The 21,533-nt window shown below is 65.0% G+C and carries 22 protein-coding genes and 1 tRNA gene; 9 read left to right on the top strand and 14 right to left on the bottom strand.

Features of this window, described 5'->3' with window-relative positions:
• The first annotated feature begins 1 nt into the window (after position 1).
• From E5P2_RS12890 to E5P2_RS12870, 6 genes are all read left to right on the top strand, one after another.
• Complete coding sequence (locus E5P2_RS12890) at positions 2-3,295, top strand: glycoside hydrolase family 73 protein (protein WP_162567553.1); 3,294 nt, start codon at positions 2-4, stop codon at positions 3,293-3,295.
• Positions 3,296-3,479: 184 nt separating this feature from the next.
• The gene (locus E5P2_RS12885) at positions 3,480-4,133 is read left to right on the top strand and encodes a hypothetical protein (RefSeq protein WP_162567552.1); all 654 of its coding nucleotides are present in this window, start codon (positions 3,480-3,482) and stop codon (positions 4,131-4,133) included.
• A gap of 139 nt (positions 4,134-4,272) precedes the next feature.
• On the top strand, positions 4,273-4,398 hold the full coding sequence (locus E5P2_RS38140; protein WP_269475675.1) for a hypothetical protein: 126 nt from the start codon (positions 4,273-4,275) through the stop codon (positions 4,396-4,398).
• Between the two features lie 2 nt (positions 4,399-4,400).
• Positions 4,401-4,631, top strand: a complete 231-nt coding sequence (locus tag E5P2_RS12880; RefSeq protein ID WP_162567551.1) for a hypothetical protein — start codon at positions 4,401-4,403, stop codon at positions 4,629-4,631.
• 349 nt (positions 4,632-4,980) lie between these two features.
• Complete coding sequence (locus tag E5P2_RS12875) at positions 4,981-5,235, top strand: hypothetical protein (RefSeq protein WP_162567550.1); 255 nt, start codon at positions 4,981-4,983, stop codon at positions 5,233-5,235.
• A gap of 327 nt (positions 5,236-5,562) precedes the next feature.
• On the top strand, positions 5,563-5,829 hold the full coding sequence (locus E5P2_RS12870; RefSeq protein WP_162570471.1) for a DUF4236 domain-containing protein: 267 nt from the start codon (positions 5,563-5,565) through the stop codon (positions 5,827-5,829).
• A 115-nt stretch (positions 5,830-5,944) separates the two neighbouring features.
• Here E5P2_RS12870 and E5P2_RS12865 read toward each other — a convergent pair whose 3' ends face one another.
• The 6 genes from E5P2_RS12865 to tolB form a co-directional block, all read right to left on the bottom strand.
• Positions 5,945-6,181: a hypothetical protein gene (locus tag E5P2_RS12865; protein ID WP_162567549.1), complete on the bottom strand. Its 237-nt coding sequence runs from the start codon at positions 6,179-6,181 to the stop codon at positions 5,945-5,947.
• 187 nt (positions 6,182-6,368) lie between these two features.
• Positions 6,369-6,444: transfer RNA gene (locus tag E5P2_RS12860), tRNA-Lys, on the bottom strand.
• A gap of 54 nt (positions 6,445-6,498) precedes the next feature.
• On the bottom strand, positions 6,499-7,311 hold the full coding sequence (locus tag E5P2_RS12855) for a tRNA threonylcarbamoyladenosine dehydratase (RefSeq protein ID WP_162567548.1): 813 nt from the start codon (positions 7,309-7,311) through the stop codon (positions 6,499-6,501).
• Between the two features lie 15 nt (positions 7,312-7,326).
• Positions 7,327-8,079, bottom strand: a complete 753-nt coding sequence (gene ybgF / locus E5P2_RS12850) for a tol-pal system protein YbgF (RefSeq protein WP_162567547.1) — start codon at positions 8,077-8,079, stop codon at positions 7,327-7,329.
• The gene (gene pal / locus E5P2_RS12845) at positions 8,076-8,594 is read right to left on the bottom strand and encodes a peptidoglycan-associated lipoprotein Pal (protein WP_162567546.1); all 519 of its coding nucleotides are present in this window, start codon (positions 8,592-8,594) and stop codon (positions 8,076-8,078) included. The genes ybgF and pal overlap by 4 nt, the downstream gene beginning before the upstream one ends.
• A gap of 19 nt (positions 8,595-8,613) precedes the next feature.
• Positions 8,614-9,930, bottom strand: a complete 1,317-nt coding sequence (gene tolB, locus E5P2_RS12840; RefSeq protein WP_232080680.1) for a Tol-Pal system beta propeller repeat protein TolB — start codon at positions 9,928-9,930, stop codon at positions 8,614-8,616.
• Between the two features lie 138 nt (positions 9,931-10,068).
• Between tolB and msbA the strand changes: the two genes are divergently transcribed.
• A complete protein-coding gene (gene msbA, locus E5P2_RS12835; protein ID WP_162567545.1) occupies positions 10,069-11,853 on the top strand; it encodes a lipid A export permease/ATP-binding protein MsbA in 1,785 nt (594 codons plus the stop codon).
• Positions 11,854-11,973: 120 nt separating this feature from the next.
• On the opposite strand, the gene rng is transcribed toward msbA, so the two are convergent.
• The 8 genes from rng to E5P2_RS12795 form a co-directional block, all read right to left on the bottom strand.
• On the bottom strand, positions 11,974-13,503 hold the full coding sequence (gene rng, locus E5P2_RS12830) for a ribonuclease G (RefSeq protein WP_162567544.1): 1,530 nt from the start codon (positions 13,501-13,503) through the stop codon (positions 11,974-11,976).
• A 135-nt stretch (positions 13,504-13,638) separates the two neighbouring features.
• Positions 13,639-14,244 carry a Maf family protein gene (locus E5P2_RS12825; protein WP_162567543.1) on the bottom strand — a complete coding sequence of 202 codons (606 nt, stop codon included), beginning with the start codon at positions 14,242-14,244 and terminating at the stop codon, positions 13,639-13,641.
• Positions 14,241-14,708 (bottom strand): 23S rRNA (pseudouridine(1915)-N(3))-methyltransferase RlmH, encoded by a 468-nt coding sequence (rlmH, locus tag E5P2_RS12820; protein ID WP_162567542.1) that lies wholly within the window; start codon positions 14,706-14,708, stop codon positions 14,241-14,243. Before rlmH ends, E5P2_RS12825 begins: the two co-directional genes overlap by 4 nt.
• Positions 14,705-15,358 carry a ribosome silencing factor gene (gene rsfS, locus E5P2_RS12815; RefSeq protein WP_162567541.1) on the bottom strand — a complete coding sequence of 218 codons (654 nt, stop codon included), beginning with the start codon at positions 15,356-15,358 and terminating at the stop codon, positions 14,705-14,707. Before rsfS ends, rlmH begins: the two co-directional genes overlap by 4 nt.
• Positions 15,358-16,005, bottom strand: a complete 648-nt coding sequence (nadD, locus tag E5P2_RS12810) for a nicotinate-nucleotide adenylyltransferase (protein WP_162567540.1) — start codon at positions 16,003-16,005, stop codon at positions 15,358-15,360. The genes rsfS and nadD overlap by 1 nt, the downstream gene beginning before the upstream one ends.
• Entirely contained in the window at positions 15,996-16,910 is a 915-nt protein-coding gene (hemF, locus tag E5P2_RS12805; protein WP_174262665.1) for an oxygen-dependent coproporphyrinogen oxidase, read from the bottom strand. Before hemF ends, nadD begins: the two co-directional genes overlap by 10 nt.
• Positions 16,910-18,220, bottom strand: coding sequence for a phosphoribosylamine--glycine ligase (gene purD, locus E5P2_RS12800; RefSeq protein ID WP_162567539.1), 1,311 nt, complete (start codon positions 18,218-18,220; stop codon positions 16,910-16,912). Before purD ends, hemF begins: the two co-directional genes overlap by 1 nt.
• Positions 18,221-18,242: 22 nt before the next feature.
• A complete protein-coding gene (locus E5P2_RS12795; RefSeq protein WP_162567538.1) occupies positions 18,243-18,968 on the bottom strand; it encodes a YebC/PmpR family DNA-binding transcriptional regulator in 726 nt (241 codons plus the stop codon).
• A gap of 176 nt (positions 18,969-19,144) precedes the next feature.
• Here E5P2_RS12795 and E5P2_RS12790 point away from each other — a divergent pair, with 176 nt between their 5' ends.
• On the top strand, positions 19,145-20,500 hold the full coding sequence (locus tag E5P2_RS12790; protein ID WP_162567537.1) for an NAD(P)/FAD-dependent oxidoreductase: 1,356 nt from the start codon (positions 19,145-19,147) through the stop codon (positions 20,498-20,500).
• Positions 20,497-21,528, top strand: a complete 1,032-nt coding sequence (locus tag E5P2_RS12785; RefSeq protein WP_162567536.1) for a chorismate transformation enzyme, FkbO/Hyg5 family — start codon at positions 20,497-20,499, stop codon at positions 21,526-21,528. Before E5P2_RS12790 ends, E5P2_RS12785 begins: the two co-directional genes overlap by 4 nt.
• The last annotated feature ends 5 nt before the right edge of the window (positions 21,529-21,533 follow it).

Here is a 21,533-nt window from a genome sequence, read left to right as displayed (position 1 = left end):
CATGGAGCTGATGAGCGTCCTAGATTCGCTCGGCAGCTCTGCCGGTATCCCGGCCAGCGTCCCGCGCGTCAATGCACCGGCAGATTTCATTTCCACCTATTCCCCCATCGCGGAACAGATCGGCGGAAAGCTCGGTGTCGATCCGAAAATCATCCTTGGTCAGCTCGGCCTAGAAACCGGCTGGGGCAAGTCGATCATTCCAGGGACCAACAACCTTGGCAACATCAAAGACTTCTCTGGTGGTGGAACGGTAGCGACCGACAACATGACGGGGAGCCGAGAAAAGTACCGCACCTATCCCACTCCAAGCGCGTTCGCTGATGACTATGCAAGCCTGATCGCTCGCAAGTATCCCGGCGCGCTGGGTGCAGGAACGGATCCTGCTGCCTTCGCTGCCGGCCTCAAAGGTTACGCAGAGGATCCGCGCTATGCGGACAAGATCGTCCAAGCAACGCGCATGGTTGGTTCAGCACCTGGTCCGGTGATGAACGCCGTCGGCAACGCGGCAAGTTCCCTTTTCCCGTCCGCCAATGCGGGGACCGTCAGCAACAGGACCAACATGCAAAGCGATCTCTCCCCGGAGCTTTCTGACTTGGTGAGCCAGTACAAGCAGCAGCCACAACAGGCCCAGCAAGCGACCCAATCAGCAGATCCGATGGATGCCCTGGTAGCGCAGTTCAGGCAAGCGCCCGCGCCCGCTGCCGCCCCTGCTTCGGCCGCTGCACGTCAGCCCGTGCAGGATCAAGGCTCGATGCTCGGCACGGCAGTAGGTGCGCTCTCGAACGCAACGCCTGTCGGCTTCTTGGTCAATGCGGCAGTGAATCCTGGCATGGCCCGGGATGCGGTCAAGGGCTTGGCAAGCGGATTCGCAGATGTCGGGAATACGATCATCAACCGGGGGACAAAGCTAGGCAGTGACTTGATGACCGGCCTGGCGGCGAACGGCGATCCGCTTGGCGTTTTTACTGGCAATCCCGGTATTCGACCGCCCGCGAACCTTTCCAGCCTCGTGACGGGTCAGGCTCCGCAAAGTCCATCGGAATTGCAGAACGCCCAGCGCAAGGCTGGCCTCGACGCATACGATAAGGAAAACGATTCCCTCCCATTCGCTGTTGGCCGTGTGGGTGGAAACATCGCAGCGACCGCACCGCTTGGCGGTGTTCTCGGTGCTGGCGTCAAAGGGCTGTCTACGCTGCCGATGCTGTCTCGGGCTGCGCCTGTTCTCAACGCCCTGGGCGATTCAATCACTACCGGTGGATTTAGGACCGGCCTGACGCCTTCGACGTTGTTTGGTCAAGCTGGAAATCTCGGCCTGCGCTCGCTCGGCGGTGGGATCAACGGCTACACAAGTGCCGGCGTGGTCGATCCAGCAGCGGCGAATGCTGGCGGTGTCGTCGGGGCTGCGACTGGCCCGGTTGTGGCTGGTGCCGGCAAGGTTCTGGGGGCGGCCGGGAATGTCGCTCGAAGCATGATGACGCCCGATGAGGTTCGAGCGGCTCAAGCCATCTTGAATGCTGGCGGTTACAAGACCCCGGAAGAGATTGCTGCGGTAAAGGCTGCGATCGCACAGCAAGGGCCGAACATCGTTGGAGAGGGGCCAACCGTCCCGCAGATCCTGCAAAACCCTGGGATCAGCCAACTTCAGCGGACGCTTCGCAACAGCGGCGATACCGCCATTCTCAACCGCGAGACGGCACAAGATGCGGCACGCCTCGCAACGCTCGATCGGGTGTCCCCGGTCAGTGGAACCGTGCAGCAAGCAGCAGAAAACTTTGGCAATGGCCTTACCTCCGCTGTGCGACCGGCAGAAGCTCAGGCTTCCAAGCAAGTCAACGCTGCGTTTGACGCTGTAGACCCCTTCAACGAAACGCGCTTCAATCTCCCGATCGATCAGATGCAGGCGGCCAAGAACAAGTTCCTTGGTGATGGCACGTTCGGCACCGGGGGAAAGGTAGACGCGGCTCTTGCAGAGGCGAACAGGATCGGGACGGAGACCCTCCCCCCGATCACGGCCACTGTCGCGCCTGGTGCTCGATCGCAGCCGCAAAATATCGTTCAGGCGCTTCAGAACCTGGGCGGTATCAACACCGGTACGGTTTCCTCTCGCGGGATGGCCGGTGAGCTGGCCGACCTTCGCCAATCCGGTCTTGGTCGCGTCATGCAGAACGGGCGGGGTCAGTCGCTCGATACCTTGGCATCGGCGATGCATGCCCAAGGTTTCATCCCTGAGGATGATCCCGTTACTCTGCTCAATGCTCTGCGGGACCATGCAGCCGGCGAAAAGGTCATCTCGAACACGGCAGACCTCACGCGCAGCACGCGGGCCGGTGCCGAGGCTTCGATGGGTGAAGCTCCTGGAGCTACCGTGATCCCGAAGCCGGTTGCCTTCCGCGAGATGCAGAACATGCGTTCGTCTCTCGGGGAGGCCGCGGACCAAGCATCCGCCAAAGGGTCGAACAAGGAAGCTGCTGCGCTGCGTCAGATGATTGCGGCCCTGGATGAGCGCACACGTCAAGTCGCAGCCGGCAAGGGGGCACAAGGCGAATACTTCCCCACTGACATCGTGCAGGCCTGGCAAGACGCGGTGAAGCTCCATGCGGACAAGATGGACCGCTTCCACACCGGCCCGCAGACCTCGATCTTCCAACGCGGTGGGGATGGTCTCCCGGCTGCGCAAGGTGCCGAGTTGGCGCCGAAGTTCTTCAACCCTCGCGGATCACAGTCGGCCGACATCGCGGCATTTCGCAAGATCGCCGACCCGCAGACCGAAGCGGCGCTCAAGAACTACGCGATCACGGATGCTGCGAACCAGACCAACCGATTCGGCAATCTCACGAACGCCAAGTATGCGAACTGGGTTGCTGCTCGAACCGGTGCCCTGGACGGCCTGATGTCGGATGCCGAACGGGCACAGATCTACGGCGTTGGAAGCGATCTCGCACGGGCAGACAGCGCGGCAAGCCTGGGAATGGCGAATGGCTCGAACACCGCTCAGAACGTGCAGAGCGCTCTAGGTCTCGGGATGCTCGATCATCCAGCGATGAAGGCCTTCGCGCACCGTCTGCCGGTCGTCGGCCGTCTCACTGGTCCCATGCTCGACACGCTGCGAGCAACGGCACTCAAAGGCAAGGTAAGCCTGATGGGAAGCCTGTTGGCCGACCCTGGCGAGATGGACAAGGCGCTGAGCGAATACCTCGTCCGGATGCAGCAGCAGCCTATGGGCCTGCTCTCTCCCGCATCGCTTGGGCTTTTGCGCTCCGCTCCTGTTGCTGTAGCTGCTCCAGGTCGTCACTGAGGTTGCGGCCCGTCCTGAACGAATAGATGAAATTCACCACGCCAGCCAACACAGCCAGAGCGACGAGCTTCCAGAACATGTATGCCGTGAATGTGATGCCAAAGATTTCCATGGTGAGGGATCTTAGAGAGATTCCGAACTGCGGTGTAGCGCACGAAGGGCGTAGACCGCCGAAAGGTGACAAATGACGAAACCGGCCGAACTAGTCCTCCGTCTCGACCAACGGATCGGAGCTGAGGGGAAACCTGAAACCGAAGGGCAGACGGTAGGCCGCTCGATGGTCGATCCCGCATTGAATGCTGCGATGGCCTTGCAGCAGTATCAAGGGCACATCCGAAGCGATAGCGACATCAATTCGACCATCACTGAGGTAAGGCGCATCACGCAAGCGGTGAAGGGTGGCGACCTGTCGGACCTCGAAGGGATGCTCGTCGGTCAGGCTATCGCGCTGCAAACGCTCTCGACCAACTTGGCCCACCGCGCAAGGGAGCAGAGCCTACAACGTCACTTCGAGGCGTTCCTTGGCCTGTCGTTCAAGGCGCAGGCGCAAAGCCGCTCGACGATTCAAGCCCTGGTCGATCTGAAGTTTCCGCGTCAGGTTGTCTATGCCAAGAATGTCAGCAACATCAACAGCGGCCAGCAGCAGATCAACAACGGCGTTCCCGCGCAGGCGGGGGAAAAAGAAAGTGATCAAAACAAACTTTTGGAGAATAGAAATGGCGAATGGATGGACACCGGAGCGACGCGCCCGACAGGCCGAGCTGATCCGGAGCTGGCAACCGTGGGAGAAGTCCACCGGCCCTCGAAGCGCGCAAGGAAAGTTCAAGGTGTCTCGTAATGCCTACTCCGGTGCGCATTGGAAGATCGTCCGCGAATTGGTCAAGGCGGCCAATGGAGCGTTACGGGAGCAAAGAGAAGCCGTTGAGGCTTTCTCACAGTGAAGGGCTGATCCCTTCGATTTACCAAGGAGTTGAGAAATGTATAGACCCGCGCAGCGCAACACCCCGGCGACGCCCGGCTTGCTTGCGATCATGCTTCGCAATGCACAGAAGAAAATGGCAAGCGTGCCGCCAAAAAAGGACACCAAGAAGAAGCCGCGCTGAGCATGCAGCAGACCTCGGAGCAGCGCCTTGAGGAGCTAGAGGCCAAGGTCTCGGCGTTGGTGACGTGCTGCGCTTTGCTGATGCAGCAGGTTCCCACGCCGAAGAAGATCCCGCTTTTGTGTCTGGCCGACGAGATGGAGAACGATGGTCCACCGTTGGCCCTCACCGAAGCCCAACTCAAGGCTATGGGGCAGACCTACCGGCAAGTGTGCGGGCAAGCGTTCTTCGCATGACTGCAATCTCCCGGCGCGCTCCACCTCGGCCGCCAATGTCGGGCAACAAGCCCGCAGAACGACCGAAGCTACCGCCCCCTCAACCCGTCGTTGTTAAAGCGCCTGAGCGTGTTTGAAGCCCTGTGGATACCCTTTTGGCCCCTTTTGTCAGTGCCTATCCCGGCCCTTTTCTAGATTTGAGTGGCTTTTGTCGGTTTTGTCGGCTCCATAGTGCCCCTCTTTCAGATTTTGGACGCCTGCGCGTGCCTGATCTGCCAACTAGTTGGCAGTCACTCAAACGACGGCACTCCGGATGAGGCTGCAAGAGCGCAAACTACGGCGGCCCGATTGTGGGCGAGGAGACTTACAAATGAAGAAGACGATTGTCATCGGTGCATGCTTTTGCTTGATTGCTGCGGGCGCATTCGCTAGAGGCGGCGGCTCGCATAGCGCGAGCTACGGGACCGGATCGAGCAGTTCTAGTCACTCGATCCACGGATATACGAAGAGCAACGGTACGTATGTTGCGCCGGCCCGTGCGACAAACCCGAACAGCACCAAGAGCGACAACTACTCGACGCGAGGCAACGTCAATCCATACACCGGGAAAGCGGGTACGAAGTGATACGCAGCGCATGGATCGCGGCAGTTGGCTTGCTGATTGGTGGAGGTGCCAATGCCGCTTGCGCCTGCCAATGCGTCAATGGTCAATCTGTCGCTCTTTGCTCAAGCTCACTTGACATCGCTCCGATCTGTTCAGCGCAAATTTGCCCGATGGCACCATTGGCGCTCCAACCATTGCCGTCACTCAGCCTCCCACCACTAGGAACGACCAACTGCCAACAGATGCAGGTTCAGAATCCACAGACGGGTGAATATGAATGGCGAAACATCTGTCAATGACCCTCGCACGTAGTTCCGGCGCTGCTGGATACATTCGCGCTTGAAAGACATGGGTTTCAGACTTAACAGGCGCATCAAGATCCTGCCTGGCGTTCGGTTGAACCTGAGCAAGAGCGGGATAAGCACGTCTATCGGCGGCAAGGGAGCCACGGTGAACATTGGTCGTGGCAAGACGCGCGTCACAACCAGTTTGCCCGGCAATGGGCTGTCATACGTCACCGTTCATCGTCACGCTGACCCAGCCAAGCCGAAGGCGCCCAGTGCGCTTCGCATGTTCTGGTACGGGCTGTTAAGCGGTCTCTTCGGACGCCGGTAACCCGCATGCGGCGACCTAGGCGCGGCACGACCTCGCGCGCGCGGAACGCTCCGCATGGTCTTTTCCTGGCTTCACCTGCTCCGCTCTGAACCTGAAAAACTCCCTTTCGAGTTGATCAACGGCCGTGCTGAACGGCGGCGCCCTTGGGCTGTGCGAAGCCGCCCATGACCCAGCAAGTAACTCGGTGCAATCCGTAGACGATCGCCATCGCCGAAACGAGGACAAGCGCGCCCTTCAAGTTCTCGCCTGCTGCTTGCTTGGCGCTAAAGCAGACACTGGCGAGCAACCAGAACACCCACAGGCCCACGAAACCCCAGATTGCCGCACTGAGGCGACCAAGACCGTTCAGCATGCTCTCTCCGTTTGTTGACCCCTTGGATTGTCTAAGTCGAACGGGAAACAAGCAAACCAGCTCAAGGTACGAAACCATGTGCTGATGGCTACATGATGGCTACATGGCCGCAAAATCGAGGATGGAAATAAAAAATCCCGCTACCAAACTGATAGCAGGATCTTCAATAACCATGCGGCTTAGCGGATGGTAGGACGTACAAGATTCGAACTTGTGACCAACGGATTAAAAGTCCGCTGCTCTACCAACTGAGCTAACGTCCCACTCTCGATTTCATCGACTCTGCCTTGAGCGGACGAATCCGGCAAAGCCTGAAATTATAGCGTGGTGCCGCGAGCCAGCCGGTCCATGACCCAGCCGGCAGCGCACTGGCCGAAGGTGGCCGTGACGCTCACCACCGAACCATAGCCATGGCAATTGAGCGAACCATCGCCTTCCATGGCACACGAGGCATCCGGGGGTGCGACGCTCTCGCGGCTGAAGACGCAGCTCACGCCGATCTTGCGTCCCTCGCGCGGCGCACCGTGCATCTTGCGCAGGCGCTGGCGCAGTTGCGCCAGCAGCGGATCGTGGGTGACCAGCGCGAGGTCATCGATGTCGACCTTGTGCGCCAGCCGCTTTCCGCCGGCCGCGCCGGCCGTGACGAAAGCCGTGCCCGATTCACGTGCCCATGCGGCCATCGCGAGCTTGGCGCGCACCTGGTCGCAGGCATCGATGACGGCGCTCACCGGTCCGTGGGCTGCCTCTGCGTTTGCCAGCAGCGCCGCCCAGTTGCCGGGCTCGACGAATTCGTCGATCGCAAGAACCTTGCACGCCGGATTGATATGGGCAATGCGCTCGCGCATCACTTCGACCTTGGCCTGGCCCACGGTGGTGTCGAGCGCGTGGATCTGGCGATTGATGTTGGATTCGGCAATGTGGTCGAGATCGATCAGCGTCAAGCTGCCGACCGCGCTGCGTGCGAGCGCCTCGACCGCCCATGAGCCGACACCGCCGATGCCGGCGACAAGCACGTGGGCATTGCGCAGACGGGCCGCTCCTGCCACGCCGTAAAGGCGCTCCAGCCCGCCGAAGCGACGGGCCAGATCGGCATCGTCCGCCTGGACGATGGGAGACAGGGTGCTCGACACGCTGCGCGCCCGGCGCTACCGGAGTCGGGAGAGGCGCTCTCGCCCGGCCTGCGCGGCTTCCGACTGGGGATAGGCCTTGACCAGATCTTCCAGCGTGCGCCGCGCCGCGCGCGTGTCCTTCAGCTCGATCTGGCAATTCGCGATCGACAGCACGGCCTCTGGCGCCTTCGCATGGTCGGGCGCGAGGGACAGCATCGACCTGAAATTGGCGATCGCCTCGTTGTAGTTGCGGGTGGCGTATTGCGCATTGCCGAGCCAGAACAGGGCCGAGGCGTTGTAGCCGCTTTGCGGATAGCGCTTCACGAAGTCGGCGAACGCGGTCTGCGCCTGCGCGAACTGGCCGCCGCGAAACACGCCGAGCGCCGCATCGAAGTCGGCTTTTTCCTTGGGATCGGCGGTGAATTCGCGGCCGTCCACCGACACCTTGGTCGGCTCGTTCTGCTTGAGCTTGTCGCCGATCGCGGTCTGGTTCTGCTGCAGCTCGGTGATGCTGCGCGTGAGCTGCTCGTTCTGCCCGGTCATGCGCTGCATGTCGCCGCGCATCTGCTCGATCTGGTTCTGCAGATCGAGCAGGCTGCGCCGCAACTGCGCGTTGTCGTCGGTCTGGCGTTGCTCGCTCTGCTGGCGCATGGCTTCGACGCGCTGGCGCAGATCGAGGATCGCCTTGCGAGCCTCGTCGTCCTCGAAAAGCGCGGCGTGCGCGCCCAGCGAAGCGCAAAGCAAGGCAGCGGCAACGGCCGCGCCTCGCAAGGAGGCGCGCTGCGTCATTGCCGGTAGGAGATCTCGGCGCGGCGGTTCTGCGCCCACACTTCTTCACCCGTACCTTGCACTGCCGGTTTTTCCTTGCCGAAGCTCACGGCCTCGACCTGGTTGTCGGAGACGCCGAGCAGGTCCAAGGCCCGACGCACCGCTTCGGAACGCTTCTGGCCGAGCGCCAGGTTGTATTCGCGGCCGCCGCGCTCGTCGGTGTGCCCTTCGATGGACACATGGCGCTGCGGGTTGGCCTTCAGGAAGCGTGCATGCGCATCGATGAGCTGCTGGAACTCGGGCTTGATGGTGTAGCTGTCGAAGTCGAAATAGATGATCCGCGCGACGCCGACCGGACCTTGCGCCGTGCCGGCGTTCGGGTCGATGGTCACCGGCGCCACACCGCTGGCTGCGCCGCCCGCACCGCCCATGCCGCCATTGCGGTCGACCACCGGCGTGTCGTTCAGCTTGGTGCCGGACGAGCAACCGGCAATCAGCGCCACGATGGCCAGCGAATAAATCGTACGTCTTAACATTTCGAACTCCTCATGTGAATCATTGCTTTAGAAACGGACCCCAGTCCGGTTCCCGGATGTCTCCCGCCTGTCCTGCCAGTCGAGCTTTTATTTTTCCGTCGAGCGTGGTGGTCATCAATGCCTCGCGGCCTTGCAGGCGCGTGGCATAGACGATCAGCTTGCTGTTGGGGGCAAAACTCGGCCGCTCGTCGGCCGAGGTGTCGGTGATCGATTGGACATTTCCGGTCGCCAGTTCCATCACCTGGAGTTTGAAGGCACCGCCAATGCGAGAGATGTAGGCCAACCACCGGCCGTCGCCGCTGATCGCAGGAGAAATGTTGTAGGTGCCGGAAAAGGTCACGCGCGTCGGATTGCCGCCGCCGGCGCCCATCTTGTAGATCTGCGGTGCGCCGCCGCGGTCGCTCACGAAGTAGATCGTGCCGCCGTCGGCCGAATAGAACGGCTCGGTGTCGATGCTGTTGCTCTGCGTGAGCCGGCGCGGTTCGCCACCGTTCGAGGAGATCGTGTAGAGCTGCGACCCGCCGTCGCGGCTCAGCGTGACCGCCAGCGTGCTGCCGTCCGGTGCCCAGGCCGGCGCGCTGTTGGAGCCGCGGAAGTTGGCCACCAGGCGACGCTGGCCGCTGGAGACGTTGTGCACGTACACCACCGGCTTGCGCGACTCGAAGGACACATAGGCCAGCTGCGTGCCGTTGGAAGACCAGCGCGGCGAGATGATCGGCTCCGGACTGGCCAGCGCGGCCTGCGCGTTCTCGCCGTCGGCGTCGGCGACCCAGAGGTTGTAGCGCGCGCCGTTCTTCGTGACGTAGGCGATGCGGGTCGAGAAGATGCCCTTTTCTCCGGTCAGCTTTTCGTACACGTAGTCCGCGATGCGATGCGAGGCCAGGCGCAGGTCCCCTTGCGGCACGGTGTAGCTCTGGCCACCGAGGTCCTGCCCGCGGACCACGTCCCACAGCCGGAAGAGCACCTCGTAGCGGCCATCGGCCAATCGCTTGACGCTGCCCACGACCAGCGAGTCGGCCGTGCGCTGGCGCCACAGGCTCAGATCGGGATGGGAGGCCTCGTCCAGATCCTGCCCGGACGCATCGACGCCGCGAAACTGCCCGCTGCGTTCGAGGTCGGCCTGGATGATGGCGGAGATCTTTTGCGGCGACGCATCCTGCCCCTTGAACGGAACCAGCGCGATCGGCAACTGCGTCAGCCCCACGCCGGAAACCTCCACCCGGAACTGGGCAAGGACCGGAAACGCGGGAGAGGCAACAAGAGCCGCAATCAGGGTGCGACGGGCCAGGAACGATGAAGAAGGGGTTGGGGAGATGTCTTGCAACGGCTTGTTCATGCAGTTCGGAGAAGTTTCCGGCGATTAAGTTTCCAAAGCCGGACGGGGCTCCATGGTACACATTGCAATGGATGCAGCGTCACAAGACGTAGAGGAAACCGGCTTGGTCCTACAGGCGCGACCGTAGAATCCGCCGCCATGCAGCCTTCCCCCGCCGCCGAGATCGCGCGCCCCCCTCTGAAGCGCCGACTCGCGCGACTCATGTCCTGGTTCGGCGGCTCGCGTCGCTGGTGGGTGATCGGCATCGTCTCCGCGATGCTGGCCGCGCTGACCGAACCCCTGATGCCCGCGCTGCTGAAGCCACTGCTGGACCGTGGCTTCTCGCGCGGACAGCTTGCGCTCTGGACCGTGCCGGCAGCCATCATCCTGCTGTTCGCGGTGCGCGGTCTCGCGCAGTTCGTCTCGCAGTACGCGCTGGCGCGCATCGCCAACGAAGGCATGCAGCGGCTGCGCCGCGTGCTCTTCGAGCGCCTGCTGGCGGCCGAACTCGCGCTGTTCTCGCGGCAATCGGCCAGCGCGCTGTCGAACACCGTGGTCTACGAAGTCCAGACCGGCGCGATGCTGCTGGTGCAGGCGCTGCTGGGCGTTTCGCGCGATGGCTTCACGCTGATCGCGCTGCTCGCCTACCTGCTCTATCTGAACTGGAAGCTCACGCTGATCGTCGGCGTGCTCGTGCCCGGCGTGGCCTGGATCATGAAGGTGCTGTCCAAACGCCTCTACCACCTCACCCGCCTCGGCCAGCAGGCCACCGACGAGCTCGCCTATGTGGTCGAGGAGAATGTGCTGGCCCATCGCATGGTGCGTCTGCACAACGCCGAAGCCGGCCAGACCGCCCGCTTCGAGCGCCTGAGCCACAGTCTGAATCGGCTCGCGGTGAAGTCGACCATCGCATCGGCCGCGATGACGCCGCTCACGCAACTGCTGGCCGCGGTCGCGCTGTCGGTGGTGGTGATGATCGCGCTCTGGCAAAGCGGCGAGCAGGGCCTGACGGTGGGCGGCTTCGTCGCCTACATCACCGCGATGCTGATGCTGATCGCGCCGATCCGCCGGCTCGCCGACATGGCCAATCCGATCACGCGCGGCCTGGCGGCGCTCGAGCGCGGGCTCGCCTTGATCGACAGCGTCGCCTCGGAGCCGCAAGGCCGCTTCGAGCTGCCTCGCGCCGAGGGTCACATCGAGCTGCGCGACGTGCGGGTCAACTACCGCGGCGACGACGAGGCACGCGCGCTCGACGGCGTCAGCCTCGCCATCGAGCCCGGCGAGGTGGTGGCCTTCGTCGGACCTTCCGGCTCGGGCAAGACCACGCTGGTCAACCTGCTGCCGCGCTTCGTGCTGCCGAGCGCCGGCCAGGTGCTGCTGGACGGCCACGAGACCGCCGAATGGCAGCTGCGAAGCCTGCGCGCGCAATTCGCGATGGTCAGCCAGGACGTGGTGATGCTCAACGACACGCTGGCCGCCAACGTCGCGCTCGGCGCATCGATCGAGCGGCAACGCGTGCTGGAATGCATCGCAGCGGCCAACCTGACCGGGCATGTCGACAGCCTGCCGCAGGGCATGGACACCGTGCTGGGCCACAACGCCACCCAGCTCTCGGGCGGCCAGCGCCAGCGGCTCGCGATCGCGCGGGCGCTCTACAAGGACGCGCCGATCCTGCTGCTCGACGAGGCCACGTCGGCGCTCGACACCGAATCCGAGCGGCTCGTGCAGGACGCCCTCCAGCGGCTGATGCAAGGCCGCACCACGCTGATCGTCGCGCATCGGCTGTCGACCATCCAGCATGCCGACCGCATCGTCGTGATGGAACACGGCCGCATCGCCGAGCAAGGCAGCCATGCGCAGCTGATGGCGCTGGACGGGCTCTATGCGCGGCTGCAGACCAATGCGATCAAGAAGACTCCCGCGGGCCAGACAGCCACGCTCTGAAACACGCTGGCGCCCTGCCCCTTCGCGAAACACCGCGGAACCGGCTTTGCCGGGCCGCAGGTGTTGCCCCCGGCAGGGGGTTGGCGAAGCGACACGAAGTGCGCGCAGCCTGGGGGCGAGCTAGAGAAGCACGATGTCGTATTGGCCCTGGCCCATCGCAGGCTCCGCCTGCAGCGAAATGGGCTTGCCGATGAAATCGCTCAGGCCCGCAAGATGCTGGCTCTCCTCGTCGAGAAACAGCTCGATCACCTGCGGCGAGGACACGATGCGGAACTCGCGCGGCGTGAACTGCCGCGCCTCGCGCAGGATCTCGCGCAGCACGTCGTAGGCCACGCTGCGCGCGGTCTTCACGATGCCCTGGCCCTTGCAGGCGGCGCAGGGCTCGCACAGCATGTGAGCCAGCGATTCGCGCGTGCGCTTGCGCGTCATCTCGACCAGGCCCAGCTGCGAGAAGCCGCCCGCCGTGGTCTTGACCCGGTCGCGCGCGAGCTGCTTGCGGAACTCGGCCAGCACCTGCTCGCGATGGTCGTCGCGCGCCATGTCGATGAAGTCGACGATGATGATCCCGCCCAGGTTGCGCAGCCGCAGCTGGCGCGCGATGGCCTGGGCCGCCTCGAGGTTGGTCTTGAAGATCGTGTCGTCGAAATTGCGCGCGCCCACGAAGCCGCCGGTGTTCACGTCGACCGTGGTCAGCGCTTCCGTCTGGTCGACGACCAGGTAGCCGCCCGACTTCAGATCGACCCGCCGGCCGAGCGCCTTCGCGATCTCCTCGTCGATCGCATAGAGGTCAAAGATCGGCCGCTCGCCCTTGTAGAGCTGCAGCTTGCCGGCCGCCTGCGGCATGAACTCGAGGCCGAACTTGAGCAGCGCATCGAACTGCTCGCGCGAGTCGATGCGGATGGTCTGCGTGTCTTCGCTCGTCATGTCGCGCAGCACGCGCTGCAGCAGGCTCAGGTCCTGGTGCAGCAGCGACATCGCCGGCATGCGCATCGACAGCTCGCGGATGCGCGACCAGGTCTTGCGCAGGTAGGCGATGTCCTCGGTCAGTTCGGCGTCGCTCGAATCCTCGCCATTGGTGCGCAGGATGAAGCCGCCCGTGCTGACCGGCAGCACACCGCCGCTCTCGGCAACGGCAGCGGCCTCGATCAGCGTCTGCATCCGCGCGCGCAGCGCATCGCGCAGGTCGGGCGGGATCTTCTGCGAGACGCCGACATGGTTGTCCTGCGGCAGGAACACCAGCAACCGTCCGGCGATGCTGATCTGGGTCGACAGCCGCGCGCCCTTGGTGCCGATCGGATCCTTGATCACCTGCACCAGCAGCGACTGACCTTCGAACACCTGCTTCTCGATCGGCACCATGGCGCTCGCGTTGCGGTGATCGCGTTCGGGCTGCACGCTGCTCGGCCGCGAGCCTGGCGTGAAGGGCGTCACGATGTCGGCCACGTGCAGGAAGGCGGTGCGGTCCAGTCCGATGTCGATGAAGGCCGACTGCATGCCCGGCAGCACGCGCGAGACCTTGCCGAGATAGACGTTGCCGACCAGGCCGCGCTCGAGCGTGCGCTCTACGTGCAACTCCTGGACGGCCCCTTGCTCGACCAGCGCGACGCGAGTCTCCTGCGGCGACCAGTTGATCAGGATGTCTTGAGTCATTGGCTCGCCCCCCAGGCTGCGCGGACTTCGTGTCGCTTCGCCCACCCCCCTACCGGGGGTCGCCACCGGCGGGCCGGCGGAGCCGGACCCGCGGAGGCCTTGGCATGGAGTGGTGGCAAGGCGCTTGTCATGGTCTCAGAGAGTGAAGCCGACTTTGCGCAGCAATTGCGCTGTCTCGAACATCGGCAGGCCCATGATGCCCGAATGCGAGCCGCTGATGTGCTCGACGAAGGCCGCGGCGCGTCCCTGGATCGCATAGGCACCGGCCTTGCCCAACGGTTCGCCGCTTGCCACGTAGTCGGCGATGCGCGCTGCACCGACGGCGGCGAAATGCACACGCGACACGCTGAGCGCGGCGTGCCTGCGCTGGCCGTGCTGCACTGCGACCGCAGTCAGCACGCGGTGCGTGCGACCGGCGAGCAACGCCAGCATGCGCTGCGCATCGCGCGCGTGCTCGGGCTTGCCGAGAATCGTACGGCCCAGCGCGACGGTGGTGTCGGCGCAGAGAATGGGCGCCGGGGGCAGGCCCAGGCGCCGATGCCGCGCCACCGCCGCATCGAGCTTGAGGGCCGTGACACGCTGCACATAGGTCGTGGGCGCTTCGCTCTTCATCACCGCCTCCAGCGCTTCCGCGTCTTCGTCGGGCGCGGCCAGCAGCAGTTCGTGGCGAACCCCCAGCTGCGTCAGCAACTGTGCACGGCGCGGACTCTGCGACGCCAGGTAGATGAAGCCGACCTTCATTCGCGGTGGTACGGATGGCCCGCATTGACCGACCACGCCCGGTACAACTGCTCGACCAGCAACACCCGCGCCATCGCATGCGGCAGCGTCAGATCGGACAGCCGGATGCGCTCGTGCGCCGCGGCCTTGAAGGCGGGATCGAGCCCATCGGGGCCGCCGATCACGAGTGCGACGTCATCGCCCCCGCCTTGCCATGCCTGCAGACGGGCCGCGAGCGCCTTGGTGGTGAGTGCGGTGCCGCGCTCGTCCAGCGCCACGACGCGCATGCCCTTGGCGATCGACGCTTCGATGCGAGCGCGCTCGGCGGCATGCAGCGTCTCGATCGTCTTGGAGCCGCGCGGCTCGGTCTTGACCGCGCGCAGTTCGAGCTTGAGTTCGGGTGGGAAGCGCTTGGCGTAGTCGTCCCAGGCAGTCTGTGCCCAGTCGGGCATGCGCTGCCCGACTGCGACCACCAGCAGCTTCATGACTTCGGCGAGGGGGTCTTGCGCGTGGCTTTCCTGGCCGTGGGAGCGGCCTTCCTCGAGGCGACGGCCGTTGCGGCCTTTTTCGCGGGCGCCTTGTTCACGATGACTTTCTTCAGCACCGGTTTGGTCGCGGGCTTCTTCGCCACGACTTTCGGCTTGGCCGCCTGCTCCGCGGCGCGGATCGCCGTCTTGGCTGCGCTGGTGCGGCGCAGGGAGGTGGTCTTTGCCGACGCCGGCTTGTTCTCGACCAGCTTCAGGACCGGAGGCGCTGCGGGCTTGGAGGCACCGAGCTTGGAACGCACCGGCTTGTCGCCCCAGATTTCCTCGAGGTGGTAGTACTGCCGGATCGCCGGCTGCATGATGTGCGCGACCGCCGCGCCGCAGTCCACGATGATCCATTCGCCATTGGCCTCTCCCTCGACGCGGGGCTTGCCGAAGCCGGCGTCGCGCACCGCATCGCGAACGCTGGCGGCGAGCGCCTTGGTCTGACGGTTGGATGTGCCGGAGGCGACGATCACGCGCTCGAAGAGCGGCGAGAGATGCTCGGTATCGAAAACCTGGATGTCCTGCGCCTTGACGTCTTCCAGCCCATCGACGATGGCTCTCTGGAGTTTCTGGGTGTCTTTCTTGGCGGCGGCTTCAGTGGTCATCAGGCGGAGTGGTAGAGGTGATGTCGGTCAATATAGCGTGCAACCGCCGCAGGAACCAAGCTGGAAATATCTTCGCCGTGCGCAACGCGTGTCCGGATCTCGGTCGCGCTGACGTCCATCGCGGGAAGCTCGAGGGGCTCGAAGCGCGCGGTGGCTGGCGGGTCAGGCAGGATTCTAGGGTCAAATCGATCGGCAAAGCCCGCGGCTGTTGCGCGATACGCTACAGAAACGATAGCGATCGACAAGATGTCCCGCCAGCCATGCCAGCTGGGAAGGGCCGTCGCCTGGTCGGCGCCCATGATCAGCACCAGTTGCGCCGCCGGCTGTTCCTGCCGCAGTTCGCGCAGGGTGTCGAGGGTGTAGGACGGCCCCGCGCGCCGGATCTCGCGGGCATCGATCACCGTGTTCGCGAGGCCGGCAAAGGCCAGCTGCGTCATTGCGAGCCGATGCTCGGCAGCGCTCAATGCATGCTGCTTGTGCCAGGCCTGGCCGGTCGGAAAGATGCGCAGTTCGGCCAGTGCCAACTGCGCCAGCGCCGCCTCGGCCAGGGCCCGGTGCGCGTCGTGCGGCGGATCGAAGGCGCCGCCGAACACCCCGATGCGCAGCGCCTGCCGCGCATCGGCGGGGGGCGCGCCCGTCACAGCCATTCGCGCCGCACGATGAAGTGCTCGTAGAGGGCGGCCTCCGCACTGCCCGGCGCGGGCTGTTGGCGATAGGCCCAGCTCGCGAGCGGCGGCATCGACAACAGGATCGATTCGGTGCGACCACCCGACTGCAGGCCGAAATGGGTGCCGCGGTCCCACACCAGATTGAACTCGACATAGCGCCCGCGACGATAAAGCTGGAAGGCCCGCTCGCGCTCGCCGTAGGGCGTGTCGCGGCGCCGCTCCATGATCGGCAGATAGGCCGGCAGCAAGGCGTCGCCGACCGAGCGCAGCATGGCAAAACTCCGAGCGAATTCCAGCTCGGCGAAATCGTCGAAGAAGATGCCGCCGATGCCGCGCTGCTCGTTGCGATGCTTCAGGAAGAAATACTCGTCGCACCACTTCTTGAAGCGCGGATATTTGTCGTCGCCAAAGGGCGCGAGCGCATCGCGGCAGCTGCGATGGAAATGCACCGCGTCGTCCTCGAAGCCGTAGTACGGCGTGAGGTCCATGCCGCCGCCGAACCAGCACACCGGCGGCGCGTCGACCGGCAGCGCGGCAATCATGCGCACGTTCATGTGCACGGTCGGCACATAGGGATTGCGCGGATGGAACACCAGCGAGACACCCATCGCCTCGAAGGGCGCGCCGGCGAGCTCGGGCCGGTGCTGCGTCGCCGAGGGCGGCAGCTTCGGCCCGCGCACCTGCGAGAAGCCGCAGCCCGCGCGTTCGAACAGCGGGCCATCCTCGAGGATGCAGGTCAGGCCGCTGCCCTGCAAGGGCTCGCCCGGTTCCTTGTGCCAGGCATCGCGCACGCAGGTCGTGCCGTCCGCCGCCTCGAGCGCCGCCACGATGCGCTGCTGCAGCCCGCGCAGGTAGTCGCCGACCGCTTCCGGCTGCGAGGGCATCAGCTGTGCGCGCCGCGCGCGTGGACGGCGCGGTGCCCGATGTCCTTGCGGTATTGCGCGCCGTCGAACTGGATGCGCGCCGCCACCGCATAGGCGCGCTGCTGCGCCTGCTTGACGCTGTCGGCCAGCACGGTCACGCAGAGCACGCGGCCGCCGCTGGTGCGCAGCTCCTTGCCGTCGATCGTGGTCCCCGCATGGAACACCACGGCATCGGGCGCTTCGGGCGGAATGCCGCCGATGCGATCGCCCTTGCGCGGCGCGAGCGGATAGCCGTGCGCCGCCATCACCACGCCGAGCGCGACGCGGCGGTCCCAGTCGAGTTCGACCTGGTCCAGCGTGCCGTCGGTCGCATGCCAGAACACCTCGAACAGATCGGACTTCAGCCGCATCATGATCGGCTGCGTCTCGGGATCGCCCATGCGGCAGTTGAATTCGAGCGTCTTCGGGTGGCCGGCGGCATCGATCATCAGGCCGGCGTAGAGGAAGCCCGTGTAGGGAATGCCGTCCTTCTCCATGCCGCGGATCGTCGGCAGGATGATCTCGCGCATGGCGCGCGCATGGACCTCCGCGGTCACCACCGGCGCCGGCGAATAGGCACCCATGCCGCCGGTGTTCGGCCCCTGGTCGTCGTCCTGCAGGCGCTTGTGGTCCTGGCTGGTGGCCAGCGCGGTCACGTTGCGGCCGTCGCACAGCACGATGAAGCTGGCCTCTTCGCCCGCAAGGAACTCCTCGATGACGACGCGCGGCGACGCCTTGCCGTCCTCGCCCTCGTTGTGCGAGACGCCGAACTTGTTGTCGACCAGCATGAAGTCGATCGCCTCGTGCGCCTCCTGGACCGTCATGGCGACCACCACGCCCTTGCCCGCCGCCAGGCCGTCGGCCTTGACGACGATCGGAGCGCCCCGGGCGTCGACGTAGGCGTGCGCGGCCGCGGCATCGGTGAAGGCCTCGTACTCGGCCGTCGGAATGCGATGGCGCTTCATGAAGGCCTTCGAGAAGGCCTTGGAGCTTTCGAGCTGCGCCGCCGCCTTGGTCGGCCCGAAGATGCGCAGCCCGTTGGCGCGGAACTCGTCGACCACGCCGGCGGCCAGCGGCGCCTCGGGGCCGACCACGGTCAGCGCGATCTTTTCCTTCGCGGCCCAGGCCCGCAGGGCGGCGGGCTCGGCCAGGTCGATGCATTCGTAGCGCGAATCGGTGCGCGTGCCGCCGTTGCCGGGCGCCACGTAGACCTTGCTGACCCGTTCGGCCTGCGCCAGCCGCCACGCCAGCGCGTGCTCGCGGCCACCGCCCCCGATCACCAGTACCTTCATGCGCAGGCTTTCATGGGTTGTGTCATTCGGACAGCGCGGCGTTGTGGTAGATCTCCTGGACGTCGTCCAGGTCTTCCAGCACGTCGAGCAGCTTCTGCATCCTGGCGGCTTCGTCGCCGGCCAGGTCGATGGTGTTCTCGGCCCGCATCGTGACCTCGGCCAGCTCGGGCTTCAGGCCCGCGGCCTCGAGCGCGTTCTTGACCGCCTCGAAGTCGCCGACGGCCGTCAGCACCTCGATCGCGCCTTCGTCGTCGGTGACGACATCCTCGGCGCCGGCCTCGAGCGCGACTTCCATCACCTTGTCTTCGCTCGTGCCGGGCGCGAACACGAACTGGCCGCAATGCTTGAACTGGAAGGCGACCGAGCCTTCGGTGCCCATGTTGCCGCCGTGCTTGGAAAAGGCATGGCGCACCTCGGCGACGGTGCGCACGCGGTTGTCGGTCATGGTGTCGACGATGATGGCGGCGCCGCCGATGCCGTAGCCTTCATAGCGGATTTCCTCGTAGTTGACGCCTTCGAGGTTGCCGGTGGCCTTGTCGATGTTGCGCTTGACGGTGTCGGCCGGCAGATTGACCGCCTTGGCCTTCTCGACCGCCAGCCGCAGGCGCGGATTGGCGCTCAGGTCGCCGCCGCCGGTGCGCGCGGCCACCATGATTTCACGGATGGCGCGGGTCCAGAGCTTGCCGCGCTTCTCGTCCTGCCGGCCTTTCCGGTGCTGAATGTTCGCCCATTTGCTGTGTCCGGCCATGGCTTTCTATCTCGCTATCTTGTGTTTTCGAAGCAGGAAGCGAGTTTACTGTCCGCCACGTACAACGCCCGGCGCATGCCTACAGGGCCGTCGATGCCTTTTGGGGATAATCGTCCACGCTGATGCACCATGGCCCGGACGGGGCATCTATCCGGAACCCTTTGAAGCCCTCGCGCATGAACACCACAACGACGAACGAAGCCGCAGCGATCGCGCAGGACACCTGCGACGTGTTCGTGATCGGCGGCGGCCCGGGCGGCTCGACGGCGGCCGCGCTGCTCGCCCGCCAGGGCCGCAAGGTCGTGATGGTCGAGAAGGCGCACCACCCGCGCTTTCACATCGGCGAATCGCTGCTTCCCGCCAACGTCGCGCTGTTCGACAAGCTCGGCGTGCGCGACCAGCTCGAACGCATCGGCATGCCCAAATGGGGCGTCGAGTTCGTCTCGCCCGATCACGACTTCATCACCCGGCTCGAATTCTCCGAGGCCTGGGACAAGACCATGCCCTACGCATGGCAGGTCCGGCGCTCCGAGATGGACGAGATCCTCTTTCGCAACGCGGCAGCACAGGGCGCGCACACGATCGAAGGCTGCCGCGTTCGCGACGTCAGTTTCGATGCCGACGGCGCCACCATCCAGACGGTGCTGGACGACGGCGCCAAGCGCAGCTGGCGCGCCGGCTTCGTCATCGACGCTTCGGGCCGCGACACCTTCCTCGCCAACAAGTTCAAGGCCAAGGAGAAGAACCGCAAGCACAACAGCTCCGCCCTCTTCGGCCACTTCACCAACGCCGAGCGGGCACCGGGCAAGCTCGAAGGCAACATCACCATCTTCTGGTTCGACCATGGCTGGTTCTGGTACATCCCGCTGGCCGACGGAACCACCAGCATCGGCGCCGTGTGCTGGCCCTACTACCTCAAGTCGCGCAGCAAGCCGCTGAAGGATTTCTTTGCCGACACCATCGCGATGTGCGCGCCGCTGGCCGAGCGACTGAAGAACGCCACGCTGGTCGACGATGCCGCCTACGCCACCGGCAACTACTCCTACACCAGCAGCCATTGCAGCGGCGAGCGCTACCTGATGCTGGGCGACGCCTTCACCTTCGTCGATCCCGTTTTTTCTTCCGGCGTCTATCTGGCAATGCACAACGCCTTCGAAGGCGTGGAGGTGGTCGGTGCCGCACTCGACCGGCCGCGCCAGGCCGCGGCCGTGCGGCGCCGCTTCGAGCGCTACATGCGCAAGGGCCCGCGCGAGTTCACGTGGTTCATCGTCCGCGTCACCAATCCGACCATGCGAGAGTTCTTCATGACCCCATCCAATCCGTTTCGCGTCGGCGAGGCACTCATGTCGCTGCTGGCCGGCGACATCCACGGCAAGACGCCGATCTGGCGCTCGCTGCGCATTCTCAAGCTGATCTACTTCGCCGTCTCCGCGGGCAATGCGAGACGAAGCTGGGATGCCTGGCAAAGACGCCGTCGCAACATCCGCGACCTCGGGCCGCTCGCCGGCGAAAACATCGTCGAGGCCCAGTGACCGCGCGCGATCCCCTCGGGGCCCCTCCCCTGCGCGTCGAGCGGCTGTCGCTGCCCGACAGTCTGGCCCTGGCCGCGGACGGCCGTTCGCCCTTCGGCGCGCTCGGCTACGGAACGCCCGACGATCTCGCATGGATGCCTACCGTCAACGCGCGCGTGCTGTCGCAGGCGGGCGCGATGGCCGATGTCTGGCATGCCAGCGAGCACATCGAGTCGGGCACCACCGGCGTCGTGCGCTGGCGCTGCGACGGCCACTGGATGCTCGGCGCCATCGACCTGGACGAAGCGGTCGAGAAGGAAGGCCTGGCCGTGCTGGCGCAGCGCGCCTACCACGACCTGTTCGAGGCTCTGGCGCAGACCGGTTGCGCGCACCTGCTGCGTGTGTGGAACTACCTGCCGCAGATCAACGGCGACGGCGGCGGCATGGAACGCTACCGGCAGTTCAACCTGGGCCGGCAGCAGGCCTTCATCGACGCCGGCCAGGCCGCGTTCGAAGGCGCGCCTGCCGCCTGTGCGCTCGGCATCCGGCAGGGCGCGCTGTGCATCCGCTTCCTGGCCGGGCGCGTCGCGCCGCTGCCGGTCGAGAATCCGCGGCAGGTCTCGGCCTACCGCTATCCGCCGACCTACGGCCCGCGTTCGCCGACCTTCTCGCGCGCCGCACTGGCGGAGATCGGCGGCGGCGACGTGGCGCTCTTCATCTCGGGCACGGCGAGCATCGTCGGGCACGAGACGGTGCACATCGGCGATGTCCGCACCCAGACCCAGGAAACACTGCGCAACCTGGCCGCGGTGATCGAGGCGGCGAATGCGCGCGCCACCACCCGCTTCGATCTTTCGCGCCTGGACTGCGTGGTGTACGTGCGCCATGTCGACCAGGCGCCGATGGTGCGCCAGGTGCTCGAGGAAACGCTGGGCACGGCGTCTCACACCGTGAGCCACGCCGTCTATCTGGAGGCCGACATCTGCCGCCAGGACCTGCTGGTGGAGATCGAGGCCCACGCGGTCACCGACGGCGCGTTGCGCCCCTGAATGCG

It is taken from the genome of Variovorax sp. SRS16 (assembly GCF_901827165.1).
In the GTDB taxonomy this organism is placed as follows: Bacteria; Pseudomonadota; Gammaproteobacteria; order Burkholderiales; family Burkholderiaceae_C; genus Variovorax.
The sequence above is the reverse complement of the archived record's forward strand: the minus strand, read 5'-3'. Positions and strand labels throughout refer to the sequence as shown.

What these genes read in the sequence shown, in the direction of transcription:
- E5P2_RS12890 (WP_162567553.1), top strand. Translation starts at nt 2, where the DNA reads ATGGAGCTGATGAGCGTCCTAGATTCGCTCGGCAGCTCTGCCGGTATC.
- E5P2_RS12885 (WP_162567552.1), top strand. Translation starts at nt 3,480, where the DNA reads ATGACGAAACCGGCCGAACTAGTCCTCCGTCTCGACCAACGGATCGGA.
- E5P2_RS38140 (WP_269475675.1), top strand. Translation starts at nt 4,273, where the DNA reads ATGTATAGACCCGCGCAGCGCAACACCCCGGCGACGCCCGGCTTGCTT.
- E5P2_RS12880 (WP_162567551.1), top strand. Translation starts at nt 4,401, where the DNA reads ATGCAGCAGACCTCGGAGCAGCGCCTTGAGGAGCTAGAGGCCAAGGTC.
- E5P2_RS12875 (WP_162567550.1), top strand. Translation starts at nt 4,981, where the DNA reads ATGAAGAAGACGATTGTCATCGGTGCATGCTTTTGCTTGATTGCTGCG.
- E5P2_RS12870 (WP_162570471.1), top strand. Translation starts at nt 5,563, where the DNA reads ATGGGTTTCAGACTTAACAGGCGCATCAAGATCCTGCCTGGCGTTCGG.
- E5P2_RS12865 (WP_162567549.1), bottom strand. Translation starts at nt 6,181, where the DNA reads ATGCTGAACGGTCTTGGTCGCCTCAGTGCGGCAATCTGGGGTTTCGTG.
- ybgF (WP_162567547.1), bottom strand. Translation starts at nt 8,079, where the DNA reads ATGACGCAGCGCGCCTCCTTGCGAGGCGCGGCCGTTGCCGCTGCCTTG.
- pal (WP_162567546.1), bottom strand. Translation starts at nt 8,594, where the DNA reads ATGTTAAGACGTACGATTTATTCGCTGGCCATCGTGGCGCTGATTGCC.
- tolB (WP_232080680.1), bottom strand. Translation starts at nt 9,930, where the DNA reads ATGAACAAGCCGTTGCAAGACATCTCCCCAACCCCTTCTTCATCGTTC.
- msbA (WP_162567545.1), top strand. Translation starts at nt 10,069, where the DNA reads ATGCAGCCTTCCCCCGCCGCCGAGATCGCGCGCCCCCCTCTGAAGCGC.
- rng (WP_162567544.1), bottom strand. Translation starts at nt 13,503, where the DNA reads ATGACTCAAGACATCCTGATCAACTGGTCGCCGCAGGAGACTCGCGTC.
- E5P2_RS12825 (WP_162567543.1), bottom strand. Translation starts at nt 14,244, where the DNA reads ATGAAGGTCGGCTTCATCTACCTGGCGTCGCAGAGTCCGCGCCGTGCA.
- rlmH (WP_162567542.1), bottom strand. Translation starts at nt 14,708, where the DNA reads ATGAAGCTGCTGGTGGTCGCAGTCGGGCAGCGCATGCCCGACTGGGCA.
- rsfS (WP_162567541.1), bottom strand. Translation starts at nt 15,358, where the DNA reads ATGACCACTGAAGCCGCCGCCAAGAAAGACACCCAGAAACTCCAGAGA.
- nadD (WP_162567540.1), bottom strand. Translation starts at nt 16,005, where the DNA reads ATGGCTGTGACGGGCGCGCCCCCCGCCGATGCGCGGCAGGCGCTGCGC.
- hemF (WP_174262665.1), bottom strand. Translation starts at nt 16,910, where the DNA reads ATGCCCTCGCAGCCGGAAGCGGTCGGCGACTACCTGCGCGGGCTGCAG.
- purD (WP_162567539.1), bottom strand. Translation starts at nt 18,220, where the DNA reads ATGAAGGTACTGGTGATCGGGGGCGGTGGCCGCGAGCACGCGCTGGCG.
- E5P2_RS12795 (WP_162567538.1), bottom strand. Translation starts at nt 18,968, where the DNA reads ATGGCCGGACACAGCAAATGGGCGAACATTCAGCACCGGAAAGGCCGG.
- E5P2_RS12790 (WP_162567537.1), top strand. Translation starts at nt 19,145, where the DNA reads ATGAACACCACAACGACGAACGAAGCCGCAGCGATCGCGCAGGACACC.